This is a genomic window from Nocardioides donggukensis, from assembly GCF_014842875.1.
Classification (GTDB): Bacteria; Actinomycetota; Actinomycetes; order Propionibacteriales; family Nocardioidaceae; genus Nocardioides; species Nocardioides donggukensis.
In genome coordinates, this window is record NZ_JACYXZ010000003.1 from 54,621 (window position 1) to 79,372 (window position 24,752).

Annotated in this window: 19 protein-coding genes; 11 read left to right on the forward strand and 8 right to left on the reverse strand. The window is 72.6% G+C overall.

What is annotated here, in order from left to right; all coding sequences use genetic code 11:
- The first annotated feature begins 25 nt into the window (after positions 1 to 25).
- Positions 26 to 2,212 (forward strand): glycogen debranching protein GlgX, encoded by a 2,187-nt coding sequence (gene glgX, locus IE331_RS10515; RefSeq protein ID WP_192143332.1) that lies wholly within the window; start codon positions 26 to 28, stop codon positions 2,210 to 2,212.
- Positions 2,213 to 2,254: 42 nt separating this feature from the next.
- Here the strand turns inward: glgX and glgP are convergent, their stop codons facing one another.
- Positions 2,255 to 4,828, reverse strand: a complete 2,574-nt coding sequence (gene glgP, locus IE331_RS10520; RefSeq protein WP_192143334.1) for an alpha-glucan family phosphorylase — start codon at positions 4,826 to 4,828, stop codon at positions 2,255 to 2,257.
- 107 nt (positions 4,829 to 4,935) lie between these two features.
- Here glgP and IE331_RS10525 point away from each other — a divergent pair, with 107 nt between their 5' ends.
- The 6 genes from IE331_RS10525 to IE331_RS10550 are packed head-to-tail and all read left to right on the forward strand — an operon-like array spanning position 4,936 to position 14,149.
- Positions 4,936 to 6,918, forward strand: coding sequence for an alpha-1,4-glucan--maltose-1-phosphate maltosyltransferase (locus IE331_RS10525; protein WP_192143336.1), 1,983 nt, complete (start codon positions 4,936 to 4,938; stop codon positions 6,916 to 6,918).
- The gene (treS, locus tag IE331_RS10530; protein WP_192143338.1) at positions 6,915 to 8,642 is read left to right on the forward strand and encodes a maltose alpha-D-glucosyltransferase; all 1,728 of its coding nucleotides are present in this window, start codon (positions 6,915 to 6,917) and stop codon (positions 8,640 to 8,642) included. The genes IE331_RS10525 and treS overlap by 4 nt, the downstream gene beginning before the upstream one ends.
- On the forward strand, positions 8,639 to 10,024 hold the full coding sequence (locus tag IE331_RS10535) for a maltokinase N-terminal cap-like domain-containing protein (RefSeq protein ID WP_192143340.1): 1,386 nt from the start codon (positions 8,639 to 8,641) through the stop codon (positions 10,022 to 10,024). Before treS ends, IE331_RS10535 begins: the two co-directional genes overlap by 4 nt.
- Positions 10,021 to 12,198 carry a 1,4-alpha-glucan branching protein GlgB gene (glgB, locus tag IE331_RS10540; RefSeq protein WP_192143342.1) on the forward strand — a complete coding sequence of 726 codons (2,178 nt, stop codon included), beginning with the start codon at positions 10,021 to 10,023 and terminating at the stop codon, positions 12,196 to 12,198. Before IE331_RS10535 ends, glgB begins: the two co-directional genes overlap by 4 nt.
- A complete protein-coding gene (locus tag IE331_RS10545; RefSeq protein WP_201931606.1) occupies positions 12,171 to 13,115 on the forward strand; it encodes a phosphotransferase family protein in 945 nt (314 codons plus the stop codon). The genes glgB and IE331_RS10545 overlap by 28 nt, the downstream gene beginning before the upstream one ends.
- Positions 13,112 to 14,149 (forward strand): NUDIX hydrolase, encoded by a 1,038-nt coding sequence (locus tag IE331_RS10550; RefSeq protein ID WP_192143344.1) that lies wholly within the window; start codon positions 13,112 to 13,114, stop codon positions 14,147 to 14,149. The genes IE331_RS10545 and IE331_RS10550 overlap by 4 nt, the downstream gene beginning before the upstream one ends.
- 680 nt (positions 14,150 to 14,829) lie before the next feature.
- Here the strand turns inward: IE331_RS10550 and IE331_RS10555 are convergent.
- Positions 14,830 to 16,338, reverse strand: coding sequence for an HNH endonuclease signature motif containing protein (locus IE331_RS10555; RefSeq protein WP_192143347.1), 1,509 nt, complete (start codon positions 16,336 to 16,338; stop codon positions 14,830 to 14,832).
- Between the two features lie 546 nt (positions 16,339 to 16,884).
- Between IE331_RS10555 and IE331_RS10560 the strand changes: the two genes are divergently transcribed.
- Positions 16,885 to 17,529: a methyltransferase domain-containing protein gene (locus IE331_RS10560; protein WP_192143349.1), complete on the forward strand. Its 645-nt coding sequence runs from the start codon at positions 16,885 to 16,887 to the stop codon at positions 17,527 to 17,529.
- A 45-nt stretch (positions 17,530 to 17,574) separates the two neighbouring features.
- Here the strand turns inward: IE331_RS10560 and IE331_RS10565 are convergent, their stop codons facing one another.
- Positions 17,575 to 18,546: a co-chaperone YbbN gene (locus IE331_RS10565; protein ID WP_192143351.1), complete on the reverse strand. Its 972-nt coding sequence runs from the start codon at positions 18,544 to 18,546 to the stop codon at positions 17,575 to 17,577.
- A gap of 217 nt (positions 18,547 to 18,763) precedes the next feature.
- On the opposite strand from IE331_RS10565, the gene IE331_RS10570 reads away from it, so the two are divergent.
- Positions 18,764 to 19,513 carry an SDR family NAD(P)-dependent oxidoreductase gene (locus IE331_RS10570; protein WP_192143353.1) on the forward strand — a complete coding sequence of 250 codons (750 nt, stop codon included), beginning with the start codon at positions 18,764 to 18,766 and terminating at the stop codon, positions 19,511 to 19,513.
- Between the two features lie 15 nt (positions 19,514 to 19,528).
- Here IE331_RS10570 and IE331_RS10575 read toward each other — a convergent pair whose 3' ends face one another.
- The 5 genes from IE331_RS10575 to IE331_RS10595 form a co-directional block, all read right to left on the reverse strand.
- Complete coding sequence (locus IE331_RS10575; RefSeq protein WP_192143355.1) at positions 19,529 to 20,017, reverse strand: MarR family winged helix-turn-helix transcriptional regulator; 489 nt, start codon at positions 20,015 to 20,017, stop codon at positions 19,529 to 19,531.
- Positions 20,017 to 20,538, reverse strand: a complete 522-nt coding sequence (locus IE331_RS10580; RefSeq protein WP_192143357.1) for a PH domain-containing protein — start codon at positions 20,536 to 20,538, stop codon at positions 20,017 to 20,019. Before IE331_RS10580 ends, IE331_RS10575 begins: the two co-directional genes overlap by 1 nt.
- A 10-nt stretch (positions 20,539 to 20,548) precedes the next feature.
- Positions 20,549 to 20,719: a hypothetical protein gene (locus tag IE331_RS10585; protein WP_192143359.1), complete on the reverse strand. Its 171-nt coding sequence runs from the start codon at positions 20,717 to 20,719 to the stop codon at positions 20,549 to 20,551.
- A 102-nt stretch (positions 20,720 to 20,821) separates the two neighbouring features.
- Positions 20,822 to 21,754 (reverse strand): methylmalonyl Co-A mutase-associated GTPase MeaB, encoded by a 933-nt coding sequence (meaB, locus tag IE331_RS10590; protein WP_225580024.1) that lies wholly within the window; start codon positions 21,752 to 21,754, stop codon positions 20,822 to 20,824.
- A gap of 98 nt (positions 21,755 to 21,852) precedes the next feature.
- Positions 21,853 to 23,058, reverse strand: coding sequence for an acetyl-CoA C-acetyltransferase (locus IE331_RS10595; protein ID WP_192143363.1), 1,206 nt, complete (start codon positions 23,056 to 23,058; stop codon positions 21,853 to 21,855).
- A gap of 278 nt (positions 23,059 to 23,336) precedes the next feature.
- On the opposite strand from IE331_RS10595, the gene IE331_RS10600 reads away from it, so the two are divergent.
- Positions 23,337 to 24,092 (forward strand): LamG domain-containing protein, encoded by a 756-nt coding sequence (locus tag IE331_RS10600; protein ID WP_192143365.1) that lies wholly within the window; start codon positions 23,337 to 23,339, stop codon positions 24,090 to 24,092.
- 96 nt (positions 24,093 to 24,188) lie between these two features.
- Positions 24,189 to 24,641, forward strand: coding sequence for a methylmalonyl-CoA epimerase (gene mce, locus IE331_RS10605; protein ID WP_192143367.1), 453 nt, complete (start codon positions 24,189 to 24,191; stop codon positions 24,639 to 24,641).
- Positions 24,642 to 24,752 lie beyond the last annotated feature (111 nt).

The window sequence follows — 24,752 nt, forward strand, 5'->3', positions numbered from 1 at the left end:
CGGTCGCGGGGAGCCGTCAGGGACAATGGTCCGCGTGACACCTGGAATGTGGGAACGCGAAGGCGAGACGGCCGCCATCTGGCCGGGCCGCAACTATCCGCTCGGGGCGACCTGGGCGCCGGAGGCGACGAACTTCGCCGTCCACGCGCCCCAGGCCACGCACGTGTGGGTCTGCCTCCTCGACGGGGAGGGCGACACGGCCCGCGAGACCCGGCACCTGCTCACCGAGCAGTCGCTGGGGATCTGGCACGGCGCGGTGCCGGGCGTCACCCCCGGGACCCGGTACGGCTTCCGGGCGAACGGGCCGTGGGAGCCGGAGCGCGGCCTGCGGTTCAACCCCGCGAAGCTGCTGCTGGACCCCTACGCGCGGGCCGTCAGCGGGGACCTGGCCGTCGACCCCGCGATCTTCGGCTACACCCTGGGCAGCCCCGAGGAGCGCGACGACGCCGACTCGGCGGCGTACGTCCCGCACGGTGTCGTCGTCGACGACGCCTTCGACTGGGAGGGCGACGCGCCGCCGCGGCACCGCTGGCGGGACACGGTCGTCTACGAGCTGCACGTCAAGGGGATGACCGCCCTCCACGACCGGGTCCCCGAGGAGCTGCGCGGCACGTACGCCGGCCTGGCGACGCCGGCGGTGATCGACTACCTCTCCGACCTCGGGGTCACCGCGGTCGAGCTGCTGCCGGTCCACCAGTTCCTGACCGAGCCCTCGGTCGCCGAGCGCGGCCAGGTCAACTACTGGGGCTACAACTCGATCGGGTACTTCGCCCCGCACCACCCCTACTCCTCCGCCGGTGACCGCGGTCAGCAGGTCGCGGAGTTCAAGCAGATGGTCAAGGCCTTCCACGCCGCCGGCATCGAGGTGATCCTCGACGTCGTCTACAACCACACCGCCGAGGCCGGGCCGCTCGGGCCGACGCTGTCGTTCCGGGGGCTCGACGACTCGATCTACTACCGGGTCGGCGAGGACCCGGAGGGTGAGGCGCCGGCCCCGGACGCCGAGCCGCAGGACGTCTACTGGGACGTCAGCGGATGCGGGAACACCGTGGACGCCGCCCACCCGATGGCGCTGCGGCTGATCCTGGACTCGCTGCGCTACTGGGTCGACGAGATGCACGTGGACGGGTTCCGCTTCGACCTCATGTCGGCCCTGACCCGCACCGACCACGAGGTTGACATGCACAGCGACCTGCTGACCACGATCGGGCAGGACCCGGTCCTGCGGCACGTCAAGCTCATCGCCGAGCCCTGGGACGCCTCCATGGACGGCTACCGGGTCGGCGGCTTCCCGCCCCCGTGGGTGGAGTGGAACGACCACTTCCGGGACACCGTCCGCGACTTCTGGCGCGGCCACGGCGACGGCATCCGCACTCTCGCGACCCGGCTGGCCGGCTCCTCGGACCTGTACGCCGACGACGGGCGCTCGCCGTACGCGTCGGTGAACTTCGTGACCGCCCACGACGGGTTCACGCTGCGCGACCTGGTCTCCTACGACCACAAGCACAACGAGGCGAACGGCGAGGACAACCGGGACGGCACCGACAACAACCGCTCCTGGAACTGCGGCGCGGAGGGCGGGACCGACGACCCGGACGTGCTCGCGCTGCGGCACCGCCAGGCGGCCAACCTCATGGCCACCCTGTGCCTGTCCAACGGGGTGCCGATGATCACCGCCGGCGACGAGCGCGGCCGGACCCAGGGCGGCAACAACAACGCCTTCTGCCAGGACAACGAGATCTCCTGGATCGACTGGCGACCCGACGACGCGTGGCTCGACATCTACGAGCTGACCCGCGCCGCCCTGCGCCTGCGTCGCGAGCACCCGGCGCTGCGGCAGCGGCACTGGTTCGAGGGGCGTCCCACCATGCGCGGCGGCCCGAAGGACCTGGCCTGGCTGCACCCCTCCGGGCGCGAGATGACCGAGGAGGACTGGCACGACGACGGCCTGCACGCGGTCGGCATGTTCGTCTCGGGCAGCCCGCTACGCTCCCCCGGCCCCCGCGGGGAGCAGCTGCGCGACAAGTCGTTCATGATCTGGCTCAACGCCTCACCCGAGGTGGTCGACGTGATGCTGCCCGAGAACGAGTGGGTGAACGCCGGCGAGGTGGTCCTCTCGACCGACCCGGGTCTGCCCACCGGCAAGCCGGTGACCGCCGGCGAGAAGATCACCGTCGATGCCCGCACGGTCGTGGTGCTGCGCCAGACCTGAGCCCTCCCGGGACAGGGCTCGGGGCAGGGCTCAGGGCAGGGCTCAGGGCAGGGCGACCAGGCCCAGCTCGGCCGGGGCCGCCATCCGGTCGTGCCGCGGCAGCACCCGCACCGTGTAGCCGAACGGGCCGGTGGTGCCGAGGGTCACCTCGCCCTCGAACCGGTGCCGGCCGCCCTCGTACTCCTCCACCGGGCGCAGCGCGCTGGTCGCCACGTCGACGAGGTCGTCCTCGTGCGCGACCGCGCCGTGCACCAGCTGGACCTCCACGTCCGAGGGCGCCAGCGACCCGAGCGAGGCGAAGACCCGGACCTGGACCCGGGACCCGACCTCGGGTGCGTCGGCCAGGCCCGAGCTCTCCACGTGCTCGACCCGCACCCCCGGCCAGGCCTCGACGACCCGGCGCTTCCAGTCCGCGAACTCCGCGGCCCGCCCGTAGTCGCCGTTGAGGGCCCGGGAGGCCACCGCCGACGGCGCGTAGAGCCGGTCGACGTAGTCGCGCACCATCCGGGTCGCGAGCACCTTGGGCCCGAGCGACTTCAGGGTGTGCCGGACCATCTCGATCCAGCGGGTCGGCACCCCTGCCGCGTCCACGTCGTAGAAGCGGGGGGCGACCTCGTGCTCGATCAGGTCGTAGAGCGCCGTCGCCTCGATGTCGTCGCGGTGGTCGGCGTCGTGGACGACGTCGGCGGACGGGATCGCCCAGCCGTTGTTGCCGTCGTACCACTCGTCCCACCAGCCGTCGAGGATGGAGAGGTTCAGGCCGCCGTTGAGGGCGGCCTTCATGCCGGAGGTGCCGCACGCCTCGTAGGGACGCAGCGGGTTGTTCAGCCAGACGTCGCAGCCGGGGTAGAGCGGCTGGGCCATGGCGATGTCGTAGTTCGGCAGGAACACGATCCGGTGCCGGACCTCGGGGTCGTCGGCGAAGCGGACGATCTCCTGGATCAGCCGCTTGCCGCCGTCGTCGGCCGGGTGCGACTTGCCGGCGATGACCAGCTGGACCGGCCGCTCGGGGTCGAGCAGCAGCCGCTTGAGCCGGGCGGGGTCGCGCAGCATCAGCGTCAGGCGCTTGTACGACGGCACCCGGCGCGCGAAGCCGATCGTGAGCACGTCGGGGTCGAGCACGGAGTCCACCCAGCCGAGCTCGGCCCGGGCGGCACCACGGTTGAGCCAGGAGGCGTGCACCCGCCGGCGGGCGTCGTCCACGAGCCGCTGGCGCAGCACCCGCTTGGTGCTCCAGATGTCTCCGGCCGGGACCTTGTCGACGGCGTCCCAGACCCCGGCACCCTCGACGTCGGCGCCGGCCGAGCTCGCCAGCTCGAACACCTCGCGGGCGACCCAGGTCGGCGCGTGCACGCCGTTGGTGATCGAGGTGATCGGCACGTCGGTGACGTCGAAGTCGGACCACAGGCCGTTGAACATCCCGCGCGAGACCTGCCCGTGCAGCTCGGACACGCCGTTGGCGCGCTGCGCCAGCCGGAACCCCATGACCGCCATGTTGAAGACGCCCGCGTCGCCGCCGTCGAAGTCCTCGGCGCCCAGCGCGAGCACCCGCTCGACGGGCACGCCCGGGGTCGGGCTGTTGCCACCGAAGTACTGCTCGACCAGGTCCCGGGGGAACCGGTCGATCCCGGCCGGGACCGGGGTGTGGGTGGTGAACACGGTGCCGGCCCGCGAGACCTCGAGCGCGGTGTCGAAGTCGAGCTGCGGGCCCTCGGTCGTGAGCTCACGGATCCGCTCGACCCCGAGGAAGCCGGCGTGACCCTCGTTGGTGTGGAACACCTCCGGGTCCGGGGCGCCGGTGATCCGGGAGTGGGCGCGCAGGGCGCGCACCCCGCCGACGCCGAGCAGCAGCTCCTGGAGCAGCCGGTGCTCGGTGGTGCCGCCGTAGAGCCGGTCGGTGACCTCGCGCAGCGCGGACGGGTTCTCCTCCACGTCGGAGTCGAGCAGCAGCAGCGGCACCCGACCGACCTGGGCCACCCAGATCCGGGCCCGGAGCGGGGCGTCGCCGGGGACCGGGACCTCGACCTGGGCGGGCCGACCGTCGTCCTCGCGCAGCAGCGAGATCGGGAGGCCGTCGGGGTCCAGCACCGGGTAGGTCTCCTCCTGCCACCCCTCCCGCGAGAGCGACTGCCGGAAGTAGCCGTGGCGGTAGAGCAGTCCGACCCCGACCAGCGGGACGCCGAGGTCCGAGGCGGTCTTGAGGTGGTCGCCGGCGAGGATCCCCAGTCCCCCGGAGTACTGCGGCAGCACGGCGGTGATCCCGAACTCGGGCGAGAAGTAGGCGATCGAGCGCGGGGCCGGACGGTCGGCCTCCTGCGCCCGCTCACCGAACCAGCCCGGTCCGGTCAGGTAGTGCTCGAGGTCGGCGACGGCCAGCTCGACCATGGTGCGGAAGCGGCGGTCGCCGGCCAGCTCGGCCAGCCGCCGGGGGCCGACCGCGCCCAGCATCCGGACCGGGTCCCGGTGGACCGACTCCCACAGCTCGGGGTCCATGGCCCGGAAGACGTCCTGCGTCTCCGGGTGCCAGGACCAGCGCAGGTTCGCGGCGAGGTCGCCGAGACCGGAGAGCTCGTCGGGCAGGACGGGGCGGACGGTGAATCGTCGAATGGCACGCACCCACTGACCGTACCCCTCGTGTGGATCGATCCAACAGGGCGACCAGCACGTGGGCGGACACCTCCCGGTCGGCTTGCACGACCTCCCCCGACCTCTAGGGTGGGGCCATGGTCGGACGCATACCCGTCATGGACGTCACCCCTGTGGTCGACCTCGGTCGACACCCGGCGAAGGCCACCGTGGGGGAGCCGTTCCCGGTCTCGGCCACGGTGTTCCGGGAGGGACACGACCGGCTCGGGGCGGAGGTGGTGCTCACCGATCCCGAGGGCCGGCGCCGGCCGCCGGTGCGGATGACCGCCGACCCCTCGGTCCCCGATCGCTGGACGGCCTGGCTCACCCCCGACCTCCCGGGCGGCTGGACCTTCGAGGTGCACGCCTGGTCCGACCCGGTCGCCACCTGGCAGCACGCCGCCGGCATCAAGATCCCGGCCGACATCGACACCGAGCTGATGTTCACCGAGGGTCGCCTGCTGCTCGAGCGGGTGGCCGAGGAGGCCGCTCCCGAGGACCGGGACCTGGTCCGAGCGGCCGTGGACGCCGCCGCCGACACCACCCGTCCGGTCCCCGCCCGGTTCGCCGTGCTCACCGCCCCCGAGCTGGTCGCGGTGCTGGCCCGCACCCCGGTGCGCGAGATGGTCACCGTGGAGGGCCCCTACCCGGCGTACGCCGACCGCGAGCGCGCGCTGTTCGGCAGCTGGTACGAGTTCTTCCCGCGCTCGGAGGGGGCCACCCGGGACCCGGTCTCCGGGGCGGTGACCGGCGGCACCCTGCGCACGGCCGCCGAGCGGCTCGACGCGGTGGCCGCGATGGGCTTCGACGTGGTCTACCTCCCGCCGATCCACCCCATCGGCCGGGTGAACCGCAAGGGGCCCAACAACACCCTCACCCCGGGGCCGGACGACCCCGGGTCACCGTGGGCGATCGGGTCCGCGGAGGGCGGCCACGACGCCGTCCACCCCGACCTCGGGACGATCGACGACTTCGACGCCTTCGTGGCCCGGGCCGGCGAGCTGGGGCTGGAGGTGGCGCTGGACCTGGCGCTGCAGGCGGCGCCGGACCACCCGTGGGTCGAGTCCCACCCGGAGTGGTTCACCACCCGAGCAGACGGGACGATCGCCTATGCGGAGAACCCGCCCAAGAAGTACCAGGACATCTACCCGATCAACTTCGACAACGACCCGAAGGGCATCTACCGCGAGGTGCTGCGGGTGGTGCACCACTGGATGTCGCACGGTGTCCGGATCTTCCGGGTCGACAACCCGCACACCAAGCCGGTGGCGTTCTGGGAGCACCTGCTCGCCGAGGTGCGGCGCACCGACCCCGACGTGGTGTTCCTCTCCGAGGCCTTCACCCGGCCGGCGATGATGCACGCGCTGGGTGCCGTGGGATTCCACCAGAGCTACACCTACTTCACCTGGCGCACCGCCAAGGGCGAGCTGGAGGAGTACCTCACCGAGCTGGCCCGGGAGTCCGACCACCTGATGCGGCCGAACCTGTTCGTCAACACCCCGGACATCCTGCACGCCTACCTGCAGTACGGCGGCCCCGCGGCGTTCAGGATCCGGGCCGTGCTCGCCGCCACGGGCAGCCCGAGCTGGGGCGTCTACGCGGGCTATGAGCTGTTCGAGCACGTGGCGGTCCGCCCCGGCTCGGAGGAGTACCTCGACTCGGAGAAGTACCAGGTCCGGGTGCGGGACTGGGCCGGGGCGGAGGCGGAGGGACGCAGCCTGGCGCCGTACCTGACCCGGCTGAACCACGTCCGCCGTACCCACCCGGCCCTGCGGCTGCTGCGCAACCTGACCGTGCACCGCAGCGACGACGACTCGGTGCTGGTGTACAGCAAGGCCACCCGGGACGCCGCGGGCGAGGTCGAGGAGGCTGTGATCGTGGTGGTCAACCTCGACCCGCACGGCACCCGCGAGACGATGGTCCACCTCGACCTGGCGGCGCTCGGCGTCCCGGACGGCGGGACCTTCCCCGTGCACGACGAGCTGACCGACCAGACCTGGACCTGGGGAGCCACGAACTACGTCCGGCTGGACCCGCACGACGAACCCGCGCACGTGCTCAGCGTGAGGAAGGTGCCATGAGCGATCTCTCGACGAGCACGAGCGTCGGAGACCAGCCCGAATGGTTCAAGACCGCGGTCTTCTACGAGGTCCTGGTCCGCTCCTTCCGGGACTCCAACGGGGACGGCACCGGTGACTTCAAGGGGCTGATCGAGAAGCTCGACTACCTGGAGTGGCTCGGGGTGGACTGCCTGTGGGTGCCGCCCTTCTTCACCTCGCCGTTGCGGGACGGCGGCTACGACGTGGCCGACTACACCAACATCCTCCCCGAGTGCGGCACCACCGAGGACTTCCACGACTTCCTCGACGCCGCCCACCAGCGCGGGATCCGGGTGATCATCGACTTCGTCATGAACCACACCAGCGACCAGCACCCGTGGTTCCAGGCCTCCCGCGCGGACCCGGACGGGCCGTACGGCGACTTCTACGTGTGGTCCGACACCGACGACGTCTACCAGGACGCGCGGGTGATCTTCGTCGACACCGAGCCGTCGAACTGGACGTGGGACCCGGTCCGGCAGCAGTACTTCTGGCACCGCTTCTTCCACCACCAGCCCGACCTCAACTTCGACAACCCGAAGGTGGTCGAGGCGATCTTCGAGGCCCTCGACTTCTGGCTCGACATGGGGCTGGACGGCTTCCGCCTGGACGCCGTGCCGTACCTCTACGAGCGGCCGGGCAGCAACGGCGAGAACCTCCCCGAGACCCATGAGCTGCTGCGCCGGGTCCGCCGCCACGTCGACGAGAAGTACCCCGGCCGGGTGCTGCTCGCGGAGGCCAACCAGTGGCCGGCGGACGTGGTCGACTACTTCGGCGGCCAGCACGACGAGGAGTCCGGTCGCTGGGTGGGCACGGAGTGCCACATGTGCTTCCACTTCCCGGTGATGCCGCGGATCTTCATGAGCGTGCGCCGGGAGTCGCGCTACCCGATCTCGGAGATCCTCGAGCAGACCCCGACCATCCCGGACGGCTGCCAGTGGGGCATCTTCCTGCGCAACCACGACGAGCTGACCCTCGAGATGGTCACCGACGACGACCGCGACTACATGTGGGGCGAGTACGCCAAGGACCCCCGCATGAAGGCCAACATCGGGATCCGGCGCCGGCTGGCGCCGCTGCTCGACAACGACACGAACCAGATGGAGCTGTTCACCGCGCTCCTGCTCTCCCTGCCCGGGTCGCCGGTGCTCTACTACGGCGACGAGATCGGCATGGGCGACAACATCTGGCTCGGTGACCGGGACGGCGTCCGGACGCCGATGCAGTGGACGCCGGACCGCAACGCAGGCTTCTCCAACGCCACCCCCGGCAAGCTGCACCTGCCGGCCATCCAGGACCCGGTGTTCGGCTACCAGAGCGTCAACGTCGAGGCCCAGCTCGAGAACTCCTCCTCGCTGCTGCACTGGACCCGGCGGATGATCCACGCCCGCCGCAAGCACCCGGCGTTCGGACTGGGCGACTTCCACGACCTGGGCGGCTCGAACCCGACGGTGCTCTCCTACGTCCGCGAGCACGGCGACGACGTGATCCTGTGCGTCAACAACCTCTCGCGCTTCCCGCAGCCCGTGGAGCTGGACCTGCGCCGGTGGGAGGGCCGCTCCCCCGTCGAGCTGCTCGGCGGGGTCCCGTTCCCGGCGATCGGCGAGCTGCCCTACCTGCTGACGCTGGGCGGGCACGGCTTCTACTGGTTCCGGCTCCCGGCGCCCGAGAGCTGGGCCGAGCCCGAGGAGGTGCGGGGCTCATGAGGCAGGAGCTGGAGGACTTCGTGGCGCAGGCGCGCTGGTTCGGCGGGAAGGGCCGCGAGCTCACCGTCAGCGGCGTCCGCAGGGCCGGGGTGCTGCCCGGGCCCGACGAGGACATGGCCGTGGCGATCGAGCTCGTCGAGATCGCCTACGCCGACGGCGAGTCCGAGCTGTACCAGGTCCCGCTGGCCTACCGCCGGGCCGAGGAGCCGCGCCTCGAGCACGCCCTGGTCGGCGTCTGGGAGGACCCCGACTTCGGCTGGCGGCACGTGTACGACGCGGTGCACGACCGGGACGCGATGGCCCGCTGGCTGACCGCCTTCGTGGCGGAGGCGAACGGCACCGCCGACCACCGCGAGGAGCTGGTCTTCCACACCCTCGGGGGGCACGACCTCGACGTCACCACCCACTCGACGCTGTTCAGCGGCGAGCAGTCGAACAGCTCGGTCGCCTTCGGCGACGACTGCCTGATGAAGGTCTTCCGCAAGGTCACCCCCGGCGTCAACCCGGACATCCAGGTGCACGACGTGCTGACCCGGGCCGGGTCCGACCACGTGGCCGGCCTCTACGGATGGCTGGACACCCTCGACGAGGGCACGGACTCGGTGATCCAGCTGGCGATGCTCCAGCAGTTCCTGCGCACCGCGAGCGACGGCTGGGACCTGGCCCTCAACAGCGTCCGCAACCTGCTCTCCGAGGCCGACCTGCACGCCGACGAGGTCGGCGGCGACTTCGCGGGCGAGTCCGCGCGGCTGGGCACGGCCCTGGCCGAGACCCACGCGACGCTGGCCGCGGAGTTCCCGGTCGAGCGTCGCTCCCGGGCCGACCTGCGGGGGCTGGCGGAGCTCATGCGGAGCCGACTCGCCGAGGCCGTCGAGGTGGTCCCCGGGCTGGCGCCGTACGCCGAGCGGCTGGGTGGTCTCTTCGACGCCGTCGCCGGGCTCGACGACGTCCCGGTGCAGCGGGTGCACGGGGACCTGCACCTCGGCCAGACGCTGCGCACCGTCCGCGGCTGGAAGCTGGTCGACTTCGAGGGCGAGCCGGCCCGGCCCCTGGCCGAGCGGCTCCTGCCGGACTCGGTGTGGCGCGACGTCGCCGGGATGCTCCGCTCGTTCGACTACGCCGCCGCGGTCACCGAGCGCTCGTACGGCGAGGGCGACCTCTCCGGAGTCGAGCAGCGCGCCTACCGGTCGCGCGAGTGGGCCCAGCGCAACCGCGGCGCCTTCGTGGCGGCGTACGCCGAGGCCTCGGGCACCGTGCCGGACCCCGTCCTGCTCGACGCCTACGAGGCCGACAAGGCGGTCTACGAGTGCGTCTACGAGGCCCGCAACCGTCCGGGCTGGGTCTCCATCCCGCTGACCGCCGTCGAGAGGCTGCTCACATGACCAGGCCCATGGATCACGACCAGATCGACCTGTTGGTGGCCGGTGGCCACGGCGACCCGCACGGCATCCTGGGGGCGCACCCCCACGAGGGCGGGGTCACGGTGCGCGCGCTGCGTCCGCTGGCCCGCTCGGTCGAGGTGCTGCACGGCGTCGAGCGGACCCCGATGACGCACGAGCACGAGGGTGTGTGGGTGGCCGAGCTGCCGGGCTCGGAGGTGCCGGACTATCGACTCGCCGTCGCCTACGCCGACCACGACCCCGCGACGTACGACGACCCGTACCGGTACCTGCCCTCGGTGGGCGAGACCGACCTGCACCTGATCAACGAGGGCCGGCACGAGCAGCTGTGGACCGTGCTCGGCGCGCACCCGCGGCGCTACGACAGCGGCGTGAGCGGCACCTCGTTCTCGGTGTGGGCACCGAACGCGCGCGGCGTCAGGGTGACCGGCGACTTCAACCAGTGGGACGGGCGCGAGCACCCGATGCGTCAGCTCGGCACCTCCGGTGTCTGGGAGCTGTTCCTGCCCGACGTGGGCGCCGGCGCCCGCTACAAGTTCGCGCTGCTCGACGCGGACGGGCATTGGCACGAGAAGGCCGACCCGCTGGCCAACGCCACCGAGGTGCCGCCCCAGACCGCGTCGGTGGTGACCGAGTCGGCCTACGCCTGGGGCGACGACGCCTGGCTGGCGGCCCGCACCGCGGCGCAGGCGACCCAGGAGCCGGTGTCGGTCTACGAGGTGCACCTCGGGTCGTGGCGGTGCCACGGCGGCAGCACGCCGAGCTACGCCGAGCTCGCCGACGAGCTGGTGGCCTACGTCTCCGACCTGGGCTTCAGCCACGTGGAGCTGATGCCGGTGATGGAGCATCCGTTCGGGGGCTCGTGGGGCTACCAGGTGACGTCGTACTTCGCGCCGACCTCGCGGTTCGGCGACCCGGACGGCCTGCGGCTGCTGATCGACCGGCTGCACCAGGCGGGGATCGGGGTGATCCTCGACTGGGTGCCCGCGCACTTCCCCAAGGACACGTTCGCGCTGGCCCGCTTCGACGGCCGGCCGCTCTACGAGCACGCCGATCCCTCGCTGGGCGAGCACCCGGAGTGGGGCACGCTGATCTTCGACTTCGGCCGCCGCGAGGTGCGGAACTTCCTCGTCGCCAGCGCGCTCTACTGGCTCGAGGAGTTCCACGCCGACGGGCTGCGCGTGGACGCCGTGGCGTCGATGCTCTACCTCGACTACGCCCGGGAGCCGGGCCAGTGGACGCCGAACGTGCACGGCGGGCACGAGAACCTCGAGGCGGTGCAGTTCCTGCAGGAGCTGAACGCCACCGTCTACAAGCGCTGCCCCGGCGTGATGATGGTGGCCGAGGAGTCGACCGCCTGGGACGGTGTCACGCGGGCGACCTCCGAGGGAGGGCTCGGCTTCGGCTTCAAGTGGAACATGGGCTGGATGCACGACTCGCTGGGCTACGTGCAGCACGACCCGGTGCACCGGGTGCACCACCACGCGCAGATGACCTTCTCGATGGCCTACGCCTACGGCGAGAACTACGTGCTGCCGCTGTCCCACGACGAGGTGGTCCACGGCAAGGGGTCGCTGCTGCGCAAGATGCCGGGCGACCGCTGGCAGCAGCTGGCCACGCTGCGGGCCTACCTCGCCTTCCAGTGGGCGCACCCAGGCAAGCAGCTGATCTTCATGGGCGCCGAGCTCGGCCAGGAGTCGGAGTGGGCCGAGGCCCGGGAGCTGGACTGGTGGCTCCTCGACCACCCGGAGCACCGTGGCGTCCAGTCGCTGGTGCGGGACCTGAACCGGGTCTACCGCGACTCCCCCGCGCTGTTCGTCCACGACCACGACCCGTCCGGCTTCGCCTGGGTCGACGCCAACGACGCGGGCCGCAACGTCTTCTCGTTCGTCCGCCGGGCCCCGGGTGCCCCGGACCTGGTCTGCGTGGCGAACTTCGCCGCGATCCCGCACGAGGGCTACCGGCTCGGGCTGCCGACTGCAGGCGCGTGGGAGGAGGTGCTCAACACCGACGCCGCGTCGTACTCGGGGTCGGGTGTGGGCAACCTGGGCACGGTCACGGCCGTCGAAGGAGGGTGGTCGGGTCAGCCGGCGCACGCCGACATCGTGGTGCCTCCGCTCGCGACCGTGTGGCTGAGGGCCGCCTCGACGCGATGACCGGCCCGGGGGCCGACCCGGACAGCGGCGCGATGACCGGCCTGGCGCCGTTGGAGGGCGGGTTCAGCGGCGAGACCTTCGCCGCCGGCGACGGCCTGGTGGTGCGGATCCATGCCGGCCGGTCCCGGGCGCGCGGGCCGCTGGCGGTGGACATCGATGCGGCCGTGCTGCACCTGGTCCGCGGGCTGTTGCCGGTGCCGACCGTGGTCGAGGTGCGGCGTCCGGTCCCGGAGGCGGACCTGCCCGCGCTGATGGTGACCACGCGGCTGCCCGGGACCCGGCTGGACCTGGTGCTGCCGCATGCCGACGCCGAGCTGCGTCGCCGGATCGGGACCTCCGTGGGCGGGCTGCTGCGGACTCTGCGGGGCATTCCCTTCCTGTCGGGCGGAGAGTTCACCGACGCCGCGCTCACCGTGTGCCCGGTGCCCGAGGCGACCGACCTGCGCACCTGGGTCGAGAAGCACCTCCACGGGACCGCGCTGTCGGCCTGGCCGGCCGGCGACGTCGCCGGTCTGCTCTCCCTCGCCGACCGCGCGCAGGACCTGCTCGACCCGACGGAGCGGGTGTGCCTCGTGCACGGCGACGTCAACCCCAAGAACCTGCTGGTCGATCCCGGCACCGGGGAGGTCACGGGTCTGGTCGACTGGGAGTACGCGCACGCCGGGTCGCCGTACGCGGATCTCGGCAACCTGCTGCGCTTCGAGCGAGACCCTGAGCTGGCGTCCGCGGTCCTGTCCCAGGTGGACGGCACGAACGCCGAGCTCGTCGAGCGGGCCCGTGCCGCCGACCTGCTGGCGCTGGTCGAGCTCGCGTCCCGGCGGCCGGAGAACCCGGTCGCCGAGCGTGCCCACGGTCTGCTGACGGCCATGGTGCGCGCCAACGACCTCCATGCCGCGCCGCCTAGGGTTGCCGGGTGAGCACCGATCAGCCGAACCTGACCGACGGGACCGTGACCCTGCGACCCTGGCGGGACGACGACCTCGACGTCGCGGTCGAGGGCCACGACGACCTCATCGCGCACTGGGCCGGCACCGACGGGAGCGGACCCTCGCGCGCCGAGCTGGTCGACGCGGTGGACGGGTGGCGACGTGGCTACCGGGACGGCCGACGGGCCGCCGGATTCGTCGTCGAGCGGGACGGACGGGCGGTCGGACACCTCGCGATCCGGCGTACCGACGCCCAGACCGGTCGGCTCTCCTGGGCGCTCTACGCCGGTCACCGCGGGCGCGGCAGCGCCACCCGGGCCCTGCGCCTGCTCACGGACTGGGCGCTCACGGAGGCCGGGCAGGGCGGGCTGGGGCTCACCCGCGTGGAGGCGCGGGTGGAGCAGGGCAACGAGGCCGCCCTGCGGGTGGCGACCCGTGCCGGGCTGCGGCGCGAAGGCGTCAGCCGGGTGGCGCCGGGGGCCGGCGAGCGGTCCGAGACGACCGGGTACGTCGTGCTGGCGCGGCTCGCCTCCGACCCGCCGTTGAGCGATCCCGGCAGCTTCCGGGCCCTGCTCAACTCGTTCCTACCGCGGAAGCGGGCGATCAGCCAGATGCTGGTGCGCGACCCCGCCGACCGGGTGCTCCTGTGCCAGCTCACCTACAAGCAGGACTGGGACCTGCCCGGAGGGGTCGTCGAGGTCGGCGAGTCACCCCGGCTCGCCGTCGGCCGCGAGGTCGAGGAGGAGCTCTCGCTGTCCCTGCCTCCCGGCGAGCTGCTGCTCACCGACTGGCTGCCCCCGTGGGGCGGCTGGGACGACGCCGTCTGCCTCGTCTTCGACGGCGGGGTCCAGGACGCGGCCATCGTGTACGAGGTCGTGCGCGAGGAGCGCGAGATCCGGGCTGCCGCCTTCTGCTCCCCCGACGAGGTGCGCGAACGGGCGGCCGACTTCACCGCCCGACGGATCGAGGCGGCCTTGGGCGCCCTGGCCGACGGTCGCCCGAGGTACACCGAGTCCGGCCGATGAGGCCTGCCCCTGCTGGCGACCTACGGCCGCCGGTGTCTCGAGACCATGCGGGTCGCTCGCCGCGGTGGCCTACGGTGGTTGCCCTTCGAGACGGCGCTGGCGCGCCTCCTCAGGAACCGGAGCGAGCGCCAGCGAGCGTCTCGAAGCCAAAGCGAGCGCCAGCGGTCTCCGGTGGTTGAGGAGCGAGCGCCAGCGGTCTCCGGTGGTTGAGGAGCGAGCGCCAGCGAGCGTCTCGAAACCACCCTCGACGACGTGCTGGTTTCGAGACGGGCCTTGGCGGCCCTCCTCAACCACCGACGGCCGGGCCTGGCGGCCCTCCTCAACCACACCGAGGCTGGCGCCACCGACGGCGCGGCGTGCAGAACTACGTGCAGCCGCCGGAGGCAATCGCCGGCATCGTCTTCGCGGCGGGGCGCTGCACGTAGTTCTGCCTGGGCGCCGGGGTTCGACAGGGTCCTCGGTGGTTGCCCTTCGAGACGGCGCTGGCGCGCCTCCTCAGGAACCGGAGCGAGCGCCAGCGGTCCCCGGTGGTTGAGGAGCGAGCGCCAGCGAGCGTCTCGAAACCACCCCTCGACGGTGCGCTGGTTTCGAGACGGGCCTTGGCGGCCCTCCTCAACCAGCGGTGGACATGCCTGTGCCCCCACCCGATGCTGCCTGGGGTGGGGTGTGGGGCGTGGTCCTCAATGCTCGGGCGGGGAACCGGCCGGGCGGGTCGGGTCGGTGATGTCCAGGGTGCCGGTGCGGTCGCGTCGGAACCGCAGCCCGTGCGGGGAGGTCCACTCGAACACCCCCGGGGTCGGGGTGTGACACGCCCAGGCTCCGTGGGTCTTCAGCCGGTGATGCCGCCGACACAACGCGCCCAGGTTGCCGGTCGCGGTCTGGCCCGGTGGGCCGTCGGGGTCGTAGGCGACCACATGGTCGGCATCGCAGGACCTCGCCGGGCGGGTGCACCACGGGAACACACACGTTCCGTCGCGCAGGCGGATCGCCTCGCCCATCCGGTCCGGCACCTCGTAGGCATCGACCGGGACCAGCCCCTGATGGTCCAGCACCGGCTTGACCACCACCTGGGCGTCGGGGTGGGCCAACCAGGCCCGGATCTGGTCGGCGGTGACCGGGGACCGGGACAGCTCACAGCGCCCCACCACTCCCGACCGCCCAGCCGTCTCGATGCGGTGACCGGTGCCGGTGATCGCCTCCGCGGCCAGGTGTAGGTAGAGCACCGCCTGCCGCGGCTTCACCCGCCCGCTCTCTTCGCGATCCCTGCCACCGGGACATTCGGCGGTCTGGGCCGCGGCAGGCTCGTCGCCGATGCCGCCGGTGTCGCCGGTGTCGTCGCCCGCCGTGCCGTCTGTCTCGTCGAGACCCGCGCCGGCGACGCCGCTGCTGTCCATGCCGCTGTCGCCGTCGGGGGTGTTGGGGTTGAGGTCCAGGGCCAGCTGGCGGCGGGCCAGCCCACCCAGCGCCGACGCGCGGCGGGCGTCCAGGTCCTCGGTGGACCCGAGTGCCTTGAGCTGTGCGGCGCCGTTGGCCACCGCGGTGTCGAGGTCCAGGGCGTCGGCCAGGTCGAGGATGCCGTGCACCTGGCTGGTGCCGTCGAAGGAGACCTGGCCGTGGGTGATCGTCACGTGCCGGCCCGCGACCGCCCGGTCGGCCCGCTCTTGGGCCAGCTGCGGGTCGCACCGGCCGATCGCCTCCGCAACCAGCCGGTCGACCTGGCCGGGGGTGACCTTGTGTGCCACCGGGGTGACCGCCACGTCCACGAACTCGGCCGCTGCCGGGGACAGGACGATGGTGGCGGCCGCGACCCGACGCGCCTTCCACGCGGCCAGGTCCCCGGCCATCACCCGCGACCACAGGTTCGGCAACCGGTGCCGCAGCTCGAGGGCCTCCCCGATCAGCGCCTTCCCGGACTCGGTGCCCAACCCCACACCGGCGGCGAACTCGGCCACGCAGAACTCCGCCACCGCAGGGGCACCCTGGCCGGCCAACGGGAGGCCGGTGTCACCGAACAACGCCGTGCACACCGTCGCCGCCGGGTGGATGCCCTCCGGGGGGTGCAGGTCCGCCCACGCGCAGGCGTCCTGGAGGAGCCGGACCTCGGCCGCGTCCGCGGCCTCCCGGTTCGACCGCGCCGAGGCCAACACCGCACCCGCGGTGCTCGTCGTCTCGGTGGTCTTCGTCCTCATGGCAACCACGCTAGCCGTGCCCACTGACAGTCGGCCCGGGTCGAGGACCGGTTGTGCACAACGGGTTTCGACACGCTCGCCAGGGCTCGCGGCTCAACCGGCGGGGGTGGCCGGCGGCGGGTTTCGACACGCTCGCCGGGGCTCGCGGCTCAACCGACGGAGGTGACCGGCGTCGTGGTTTCGACACGCTCGCCGGGGCTCGCGGCTCAACCGGCGAGGGCGACCGGGGGTGGGTTTCGAGACGGTCGCTGCGCGACCTCCTCAACCGGCGGGGGGGGTGGCTTTCGACACGCTCGCCAGGGCTCGCGGCTCAACCGGCGAGGGGCGGCCGGCCTCTGGTTTCGAGACGGTCGCTGCGCGACCTCCTCTACCAGCGGGGGGTGGGTTTCGACACGCTCGCCAAGGCTCGCGGCTCAACCGGCGAGGGGCGCCGGGGCGTGGTTTCGAGACGGTCGCTGCGCGACCTCCTCAACCACCGAGCGCGACCTCCTCAACCACCGAGCGCGACCTCCTCAACCGGGAGGGGGCGGCGTAGCGTGACGCAGCATGAACCCCCGGTCCGATGGCCGCGACGGGCGACCACGCGAGACCTGGTCGACGTACCAGCGATCCATCGGAGACCGGTCAGGTCTGTTCGCGGCCCTGGCCCGCGGCTGGTCGCCGGAGCGGGCGCTCTACCCGGGCTCCTACCTCGACCTGTCCCCGTCCACCGCGATCCCGTCGGTCACGTACGTCGACACGGACCGCCGCGCCGCTCGCTTCCTCACCGATCGGGATGCGGTCCGGGCGGAGCTGGAGGGCCGGGCTCTTCCCGGGGCCGGGCTCGAGGTGGAGTTCCTGCACGCGGACTACACCCACGAGCTCGAGCTGTCGCCGTCGAGCTTCGACCTGCTCATCTCGCTGTACGCCGGCCCCGTGTGGGAGCACTGCGGGCGCTACCTGCGACCGGGAGGGCTGCTGCTCGCGAACACCAGCCACGGCGACGCGAGCCTGGCCGCCCTGGACCCACGCCTCGAACTCGTGGCGGTCGTGCAGCACCGGGCTGGCCGCTACCGCCTCGACGACGAGGATCTGGGCGGGCACCTGGTGCCGAAGAGGCCCGAGGCCGCCGACCCGGAGACGATCCGGCGCAGCGGGCGGGGCATCGCCTACACGAGGACGGCCTTCGGGTATCTGTTCCGATGCGGGTGAGTCGCACAGGACGATCGCAGCGCGACCTCTCGCCCACCGAACGGCTCAGAAGAGCGCGGAGGCGAGGTTCTGCCGACCTCGGATCACGCGCGGGTCGTCGTTGCCGACCGCGGCGAAGAGACCGAGCAGGTGCGTGCGGGCGGCGTCCCGCTCGGCACCGTCCGAGCGCCGGACCAGGTCCACGAGCCGGTTGAAGGCGTCGTCGACGTGACCGCCCAGCATGTCGAGGTCGGCCACCATCGTCTGCGCGGCGACGTCCTCCGGCGACTGCGCGGCGGCGGCGCGGGCGGCGTCGAGGTCCACGCCCTGCGTGCGCTGGAGCACCTTGGCCATGGCGAGGCCGGCGGCGGCCTCGGTGTCGGCCGGGTTGGCGTCCGCGAGCTTCTGGTACTCCGCCACGGCGCGGTCCACGTCGCCCTCCGCGAGGGCGTCCTGGGCCGCTGCGTACCGGGGGTCGGCCTCCGGTGCCGCCTCGGCGGCGTCCGCCTCCGGGGCGGCGCCGCGGGGCTGGTGCCGGCCGGTCACGCCCTGGGCGGTGATCTGCTGCATGACCTGGGTCAGGGCGTTGCGCAGCTCCTCCATCGGCAGCGCGTCCTGGAGCAGTGGCATCGGGCGACCGTCGAGGACCGCCACCACCAGCGGGATGGACGGGATCTGCATCGCCTGCCCGATCTGCGGCGAGGCGTCGATGTCGACCAGTCCGGCGAGGAAGCGACCCTCGAACTCGCCGGCCAGCGTGGCCAGGTCGTCGGCCAGGGTGCCGCTCTCCGGCGACCGGGCGCGCGAGAAGAACGCGAGCAGCACCGGCGCGGTCATCGAGGCCTCGAGGACCTCCTGGAAGTTCTGCTCGGTGACGCTGACCGCGTAGGCGGAGGCGCCGGCCCCACCCGCGGCTCCCCCGGCTGAGGGCCCAGCGGGCGCCCCGGCGGGCGCCCCCGGCGTCGACGCGCCCCCTGCCGGCCGCTTCAGCGCGGAGAGGTCGATGGCACCTGGACGGGAGAACGGCTGCTGCGTCATGGGTCCATCTTCCCCGATCGCCCACACCACCCGCGAGACCACCCCCGGCCGCTCGTGGTCGACCCCGGACCGTGGCATGATGGCCCCTGCCCGGACGCCGCCTCATCGGCCACCCGGTCCCCCTTCCCCAGGTGCTGGGACCGCGTGCGGACCTCCGTCCTGCTCCGGGTGCACGGGCAACTCTCGGGTTCGGCGTCACTGTGGGAAGGAGACGACCTTGGGCGACTTGGCGTACGACTTCTCCGGCAGCCGGGTGCTGGTCACCGGAGGCACCAGCGGTCTGGGCCTCACGATCGCGCAACGCTTCCTGCGCAGCGGCGCCCACGTGATCGTCACCGGCAGGCAGACCCTGACGGGCTCGTACGACGCCCCGCTGGCGGCCTTCGAGTACCTCCGGCTCGAGCTGACCGACCACGACTCGATCGCTCGCGTCGCCGAGGAGGTCGGACCGGTCGACGTCCTGGTCAACGCCGCAGGAGCCGCCCTGCCGCGTGCCCTCGACGTCCACGAGCGCGAGTTCGTCGCGCACTCGATCCGGCTCGGGCTGATCGGCCCGGGCCAGCTGACGCGCCGGCTGCGCTACCGGCTCGGCGAGAGCCGGCAGCGCGGCGGCGGCGCCGTGGTGAACACCCAGTCGCTGCGGCAGTGGTTCGCGCTCTCGCACGGCGCGGCCGCCGACACCGAGATGCTCGACTACACCGCCCGCCTGGGGGCCGCGTGGGGCCGGGACGGGATCCGGGTCAACGGGGTCTCCTCCACGGTGGTGACGCCGCGGCAGTCGCAGCTGCGGGTCTCCATCGAGCGGCACTCCGGGCCGCTGCTCACCCGGACCCGTCAGGAGCGCACCGGCACGCTCCAGGACGTCTCCTCCTCGGTGCTGTTCCTGGCCAGCAGCGGAGCCGCGTTCGTGACCGGTCAGACGATCGTCGTCAACGGCGGCGGCGCCGGTGCCCGCCTGGGCTACTGAGCCTCCGCTCAGACCTCAGAAGTCCCCGGCCGCCCGGCGCACCGGCCGCAACAGCTCCGAGAGCCGCCGCAGGTCGTCCTCCGAGAGCGTCTCGAGCGCGAACCCGGAGCCGACCAGGTCGGCCGTGGCCGCCTCGACCACCGCGCGACCGCTGTCGGTGATCTCGGCCAGCACCGCCCGACCGTCGTCCGGGTGCGGCCGGCGTACGACGTGGCCGGAGGCGACCAGGCGCGCGATGATCGAGGTGATCGACGTGGGGTGCACCTGCAGCCGCTCGCCCATCTTGCCCAGCGGCAGCGAGCCCCGGGAGGAGAACACCAGCAGCACCAGGGCCTCGTAGCGCGCGAAGCTGAGCCCGTGCGGCTTCAGGATCGCATCGAGCCGGGAGAGGACGAGCTGCTGGACCCGCATCAGCGAAGTGACCGCGTGCATCGCCGGGACCGCCTCCCAGCGCTCCCCCCACTGCCGGGCGGCCTCGTCGATCGGGTCGAAGTCGAGGGTCATCAGTTCACCCGTGGCCCGCGGAGTCCGGTCCGCTGAACGACCCGCTGGATGGAGAGGTCGCGGGCGTCGGGGTCCCCGACGTAACGGATGTCGCGCAGACCCTGCTCCTGGGCGGCCGACTCGAAGCAGAAGTGCCCGAAGCCCAGGAGCCGACCGTGCAGGGGCTTGCGCACGGTGATGTCGAGGATCCGGGCGAGCGGCATCGTCGCCAGCTGCTGCGAGAGCACGCCGTGCACGCGGAACACCCGCATGTTCGTGATCACGAACCGGTCCATGTGGTGGCCCAGCGCGCGGTAGCCGGCATGGGCCAGGACGACGAGGGCCAGCAGGAAGGGCGCCCAGGCCAGATCCATGTCCACGAAGGGCATCGCGACCAGCAGCGCTCCCGCGGCGACCAGCTCGAGGGTCGGCACCAGGTAGACCACCCGGTGCTTGCGCACCTCGTCGACGATGACCTCGCCCTCGTCGCGCAGCAGGTGCTTGCGGATGTTCGGGTCGCTCACCGCCCGGACGAGGCCCATGGCACGAGGCCTAGACGAGCTCGTCGACGAAACGGATCGTCGCCTCGAAGAACTGGGCCATCAACTGCCACAGCCCCGCCATCGCTGCGCCGGCGGTGTCGGCCAGGCCCCGAGGGTCCTGGACCATGTAGAAGCCGACGAACAGCACGACGAGCACCAACAACAACGACTTGGCGTTCACACTCTCGGCTTCCGTCCTGGGTCAAGGGCAACGTACTTTGTACCAAATCGGCCGCGGACGACGCGGCAGGCGCGCCCGCCCCGGCGGGGCGTGGGCGTCCGGTCAGTCGGACGGGTCGTCCAGCAGGGCGTCGGCGGCGGCGTACGGGTCGGTCTCACCGCGGGCGACCCGGCCGGCCAGGTCGTCGAGCTCGCTGCCCTCCCGCAGCCCGGACCAGCGCTCGCGGAGCCGGGTCAGGGCGATCGCCTCGACCTCGCCCCGGGCGCGTCGGGTCCGGCGCCGGAGCAGCTCGCCGGAATCACGCAGCCAGGTCTGGTGCTCCTCGAGGGCGTCGACCACCTCCGGGATCCCGCCACCGTCGTGGGCGGTGGTGAGCAGGATCGGCGGCCGCCAGGCCGCGTCCGGCCGGTCGGTGAGCGCGAGCGCGTTGCGCAGGTCCCGGCGGACCTGGCCGGCGCCGTCGCGGTCGGCCTTGTTGACGACGTAGAGGTCGCCGATCTCGAGGATCCCCGCCTTCGCGGCCTGGATGCCGTCTCCCATGCCGGGTGCCAGCAGCACGAGCGTGGTGTCGGCCAGTGCGGCCACCTCCACCTCGCTCTGGCCGACCCCGACGGTCTCCACGAGCACCACGTCGAACCCGGCCGCGTCGAGCACCCGGATCGCCTGCGGGGTGGTCCAGGCGAGTCCGCCGAGGTGGCCGCGGGCGGCCATCGACCGGATGAAGACGTCCGAGTCGGTCGCGTGGTCGCCCATCCGCACCCGGTCGCCCAGCAGCGCGCCGCCGGAGAACGGCGACGACGGGTCGACGGCGAGCACCCCCACCCGTCGCCCCGCCTCGCGCAGCCGGGCGACGAGCGCGTTGGTGGAGGTGGACTTGCCGACGCCCGGAGCCCCGGTGATGCCGACCACGAGGGCATGCCCCGTGTGCGGGGCGAGGCCCGCCATCACCTCACGCAGGGCGGGCGAGGCGTCCTCGACCAGCGAGATCAGCCGGGCCACCGAGCGCGGGTCGCCGCGGCGGGCCCGCTCGACCAGCTCGGGAACGGGGACCGCAGCCCGACCACGGGACGGGCCCGTCGTCGACCCGGTCGTCGCTCCGGCCGGGGATCCGGACGGTGGGGTCACGCCTGGCGTCAGCCGCGACTCGGCACGCGGACGATCAGGGCGTCGCCCTGGCCGCCGCCACCGCACAGCGCGGCGGCACCGGTCCCGCCGCCGCGGCGCCGCAGCTCGAGCGCGAGGTGCAGCACGATCCGGGCTCCGGACATGCCGACCGGGTGGCCGATCGCGATCGCGCCCCCGTTGACGTTGACCCTGTCCTGGTCGACGCCGAGCTGACGGGCGGACTCGATGCCGACCGCGGCGAAGGCCTCGTTGAGCTCGAAGAGGTCGATGTCCTCCACCGCGATGCCCTCCTTCTCGGCCGCCTTCGCGACCGCGTTGGCGGGCTGCAGCTGCAGCGTCGAGTCGGGGCCGGCGACCTGGCCGGAGGCGCCGATCTCGGCCAGCCACTCCAGGCCGAGCTCCTCGGCCTTGGCCTTGCTCATCACCACGACCGCGCACGCGCCGTCGGAGATCTGGGACGCGGAGCCGGCGGTGATCGTGCCCTCCTTGTCGAAGGCCGGGCGCAGCTTGGCCAGCGACTCGGCGGTGGTGTCGCCCCGGACGCCCTCGTCCTGGGAGACCACGACCGGCTCGCCGCGGCGCTGGGGGATCTCGACCGGGACGACCTCGTCGTCGAAGATCCCGTTCTTCCACGCCTCGGCGGCACGCTGGTGCGACCGGGCGGAGAACTCGTCCTGCTCCTCGCGGCTCAGCCCGGCACCGGCCGCGTTGCACTTCTCGGTCAGCCCACCCATCGCCTGGTCGGTGAACTGGTCGTGCAGCGCGTCGTAGGCCATCGAGTCGACGAGCGCGGTGTCGCCGTACTTGAAGCCCTCGCGGGACTTCGGGAGCAGGTGCGGCGCCTGGGTCATCGACTCCATGCCGCCGGCGACGACGATCTCGTGCTCCCCGGCCCGGATCAGCTGGTCGGCCATGGCGATCGCGTTGATGCCGGACAGGCACACCTTGTTGATCGTGATCGAGGGCACGTTCATCGGCACCCCGCCCTTGACGGCGGCCTGGCGCGCAGTGATCTGACCGGCGCCGGCCTGGATCACGTGCCCCATGATGACGTAGTCGACCTGGTCCCCGGCGACGCCGGACTTCTCCAGGGCGCCCTTGATGGCCACGCCGCCGAGATCGGCAGCGCTCTGGCCCTTGAGCCCGCCGAGCAGGCGACCGACCGGGGTGCGGGCCCCGGCCACAATGACGGATCCGCCGGACTTGGACGACATGGGTTCCTCCTGCGAAGACGGGTGGCGCTGATGGGTCCGACGATACCCACCGCGGCCACCGCGGGCGACGGCCCCGCCCTGTCAGGCCGGTCACAGGCGCGGCGGCCCGACGGTGGGCCCGAGCCTGGACCCGACACTGGGGTCGGACACTGGTGGCGCATGGCGACTTCGGGCACCTCGCATCACCCGATCCGGGCCTACCGGCCGGACCCCGCGCCGTGGTGTCCTGCTGGTGGTTCGGGCGGCGTGGGGCCGCCCGGGGGGATGAGGGAGACACCGTGTTCACCAAGCGCAGCCTGCGGATTGCCGTCGCCGCCACCGTTCTCGGGCTGACCGGAGCGAGCGTGGCATCGCCCGCGCCCGCCGCGTCCTACGATCTCGCCGGCCTCTGGCTCTTCAACGAGGGCGGCGGACAGCACACCTACGACTGGTCGTGGAGCGGCAACCACGGCCGTCTGGGCTCGACCACGTCCGCGGACGAGCACGACCCCTCCTGGGTCCAGCTGCCGCGGCACTACTGGTTCCGCAGGGCGGCGCTGCGCTTCGACGGCGACGACCACGTGCGCGTCGCCGACTCCCCGTCGCTGGAGCCGGACGGGGTGACGGTGGTGGCCCGGGTCCGCGCCGAGGGCTCCCCCGGCGACTACCGGTACGTCGTGGCCAAGGGCGCACTGTCCTGCGAGACCGCGTCCTACGGGCTCTACACCGGCAATGACGGCGGGCTGCGGTTCTACGCCTCCGACGGCTCCGACTACACGCTCTCGCCCAGCGCCGGCCCGCAGATCTGGGACGGGCGGTGGCACACGGTCATCGGCTCCTACGACGGCACGAACGTGCGACTGAAGGTCGACGGCACCGAGGTCGGGGTCACGCCGGCGGACCTGGTGATCGGCTACGGCCTCCCGACCGACGACGACCTCTGGATCGGGGACTACGCGGGCCCGTGCTCCGCGCCGTTCGGGTTCGTCGGCGACGTCGACGGCGTCGCGGTGATCGGGACCTACGCCGACGGGGTCGGCGGCATGGTCCGCTAGCCGTCAGTCACCGGCAGGCCGGTGGGTCCGGGTCGCGGGTGTCCCGGATGTGGACCCCGCGGCGACCTGGCCCGGCGCGCGTACGACGATGGGGGCATGAGCGCACCGCTGTCCGTCCCCGAGCACCTGTTCACCGCGATCGACCACGTCGGCATCGCCGTACCCGACCTCGACGAGGCGATCGCGTTCTACCGCGACTCCTTCGGCATGCGGGTCACCCACGAGGAGACCAACCAGGAGCAGGGGGTCCGCGAGGCGATGGTCGCCGTCGGCGACTCGGGGTCGAGCATCCAGCTGCTGGCGCCGCTCACGCCCGAGTCCACGATCGCGAAGTTCCTCGACCGCAACGGCCAGGGCGTCCAGCAGCTGGCCTACCGGGTCACCGACCTCGACGCGGTCTCGGCGGTCCTCCGCGAGCGCGGCCTCCGGCTGCTGTACGACGCCCCGCGTCGCGGCACCGCCGGCTCGCGGATCAACTTCGTCCACCCCAAGGACGCGGGCGGCGTGCTGGTGGAGCTGGTGGAGCCCGCGGGGTCCGCCGAGCACTGAGACGGCGCCGGGCCGGCACTGAGACGGGACTGAGACGTCCGTCTCATCACGTGCCACGGCAGGTTACCGGCCGTTATCTTGTGGCCGGTCCACCTGGAGTGGACCGACCCC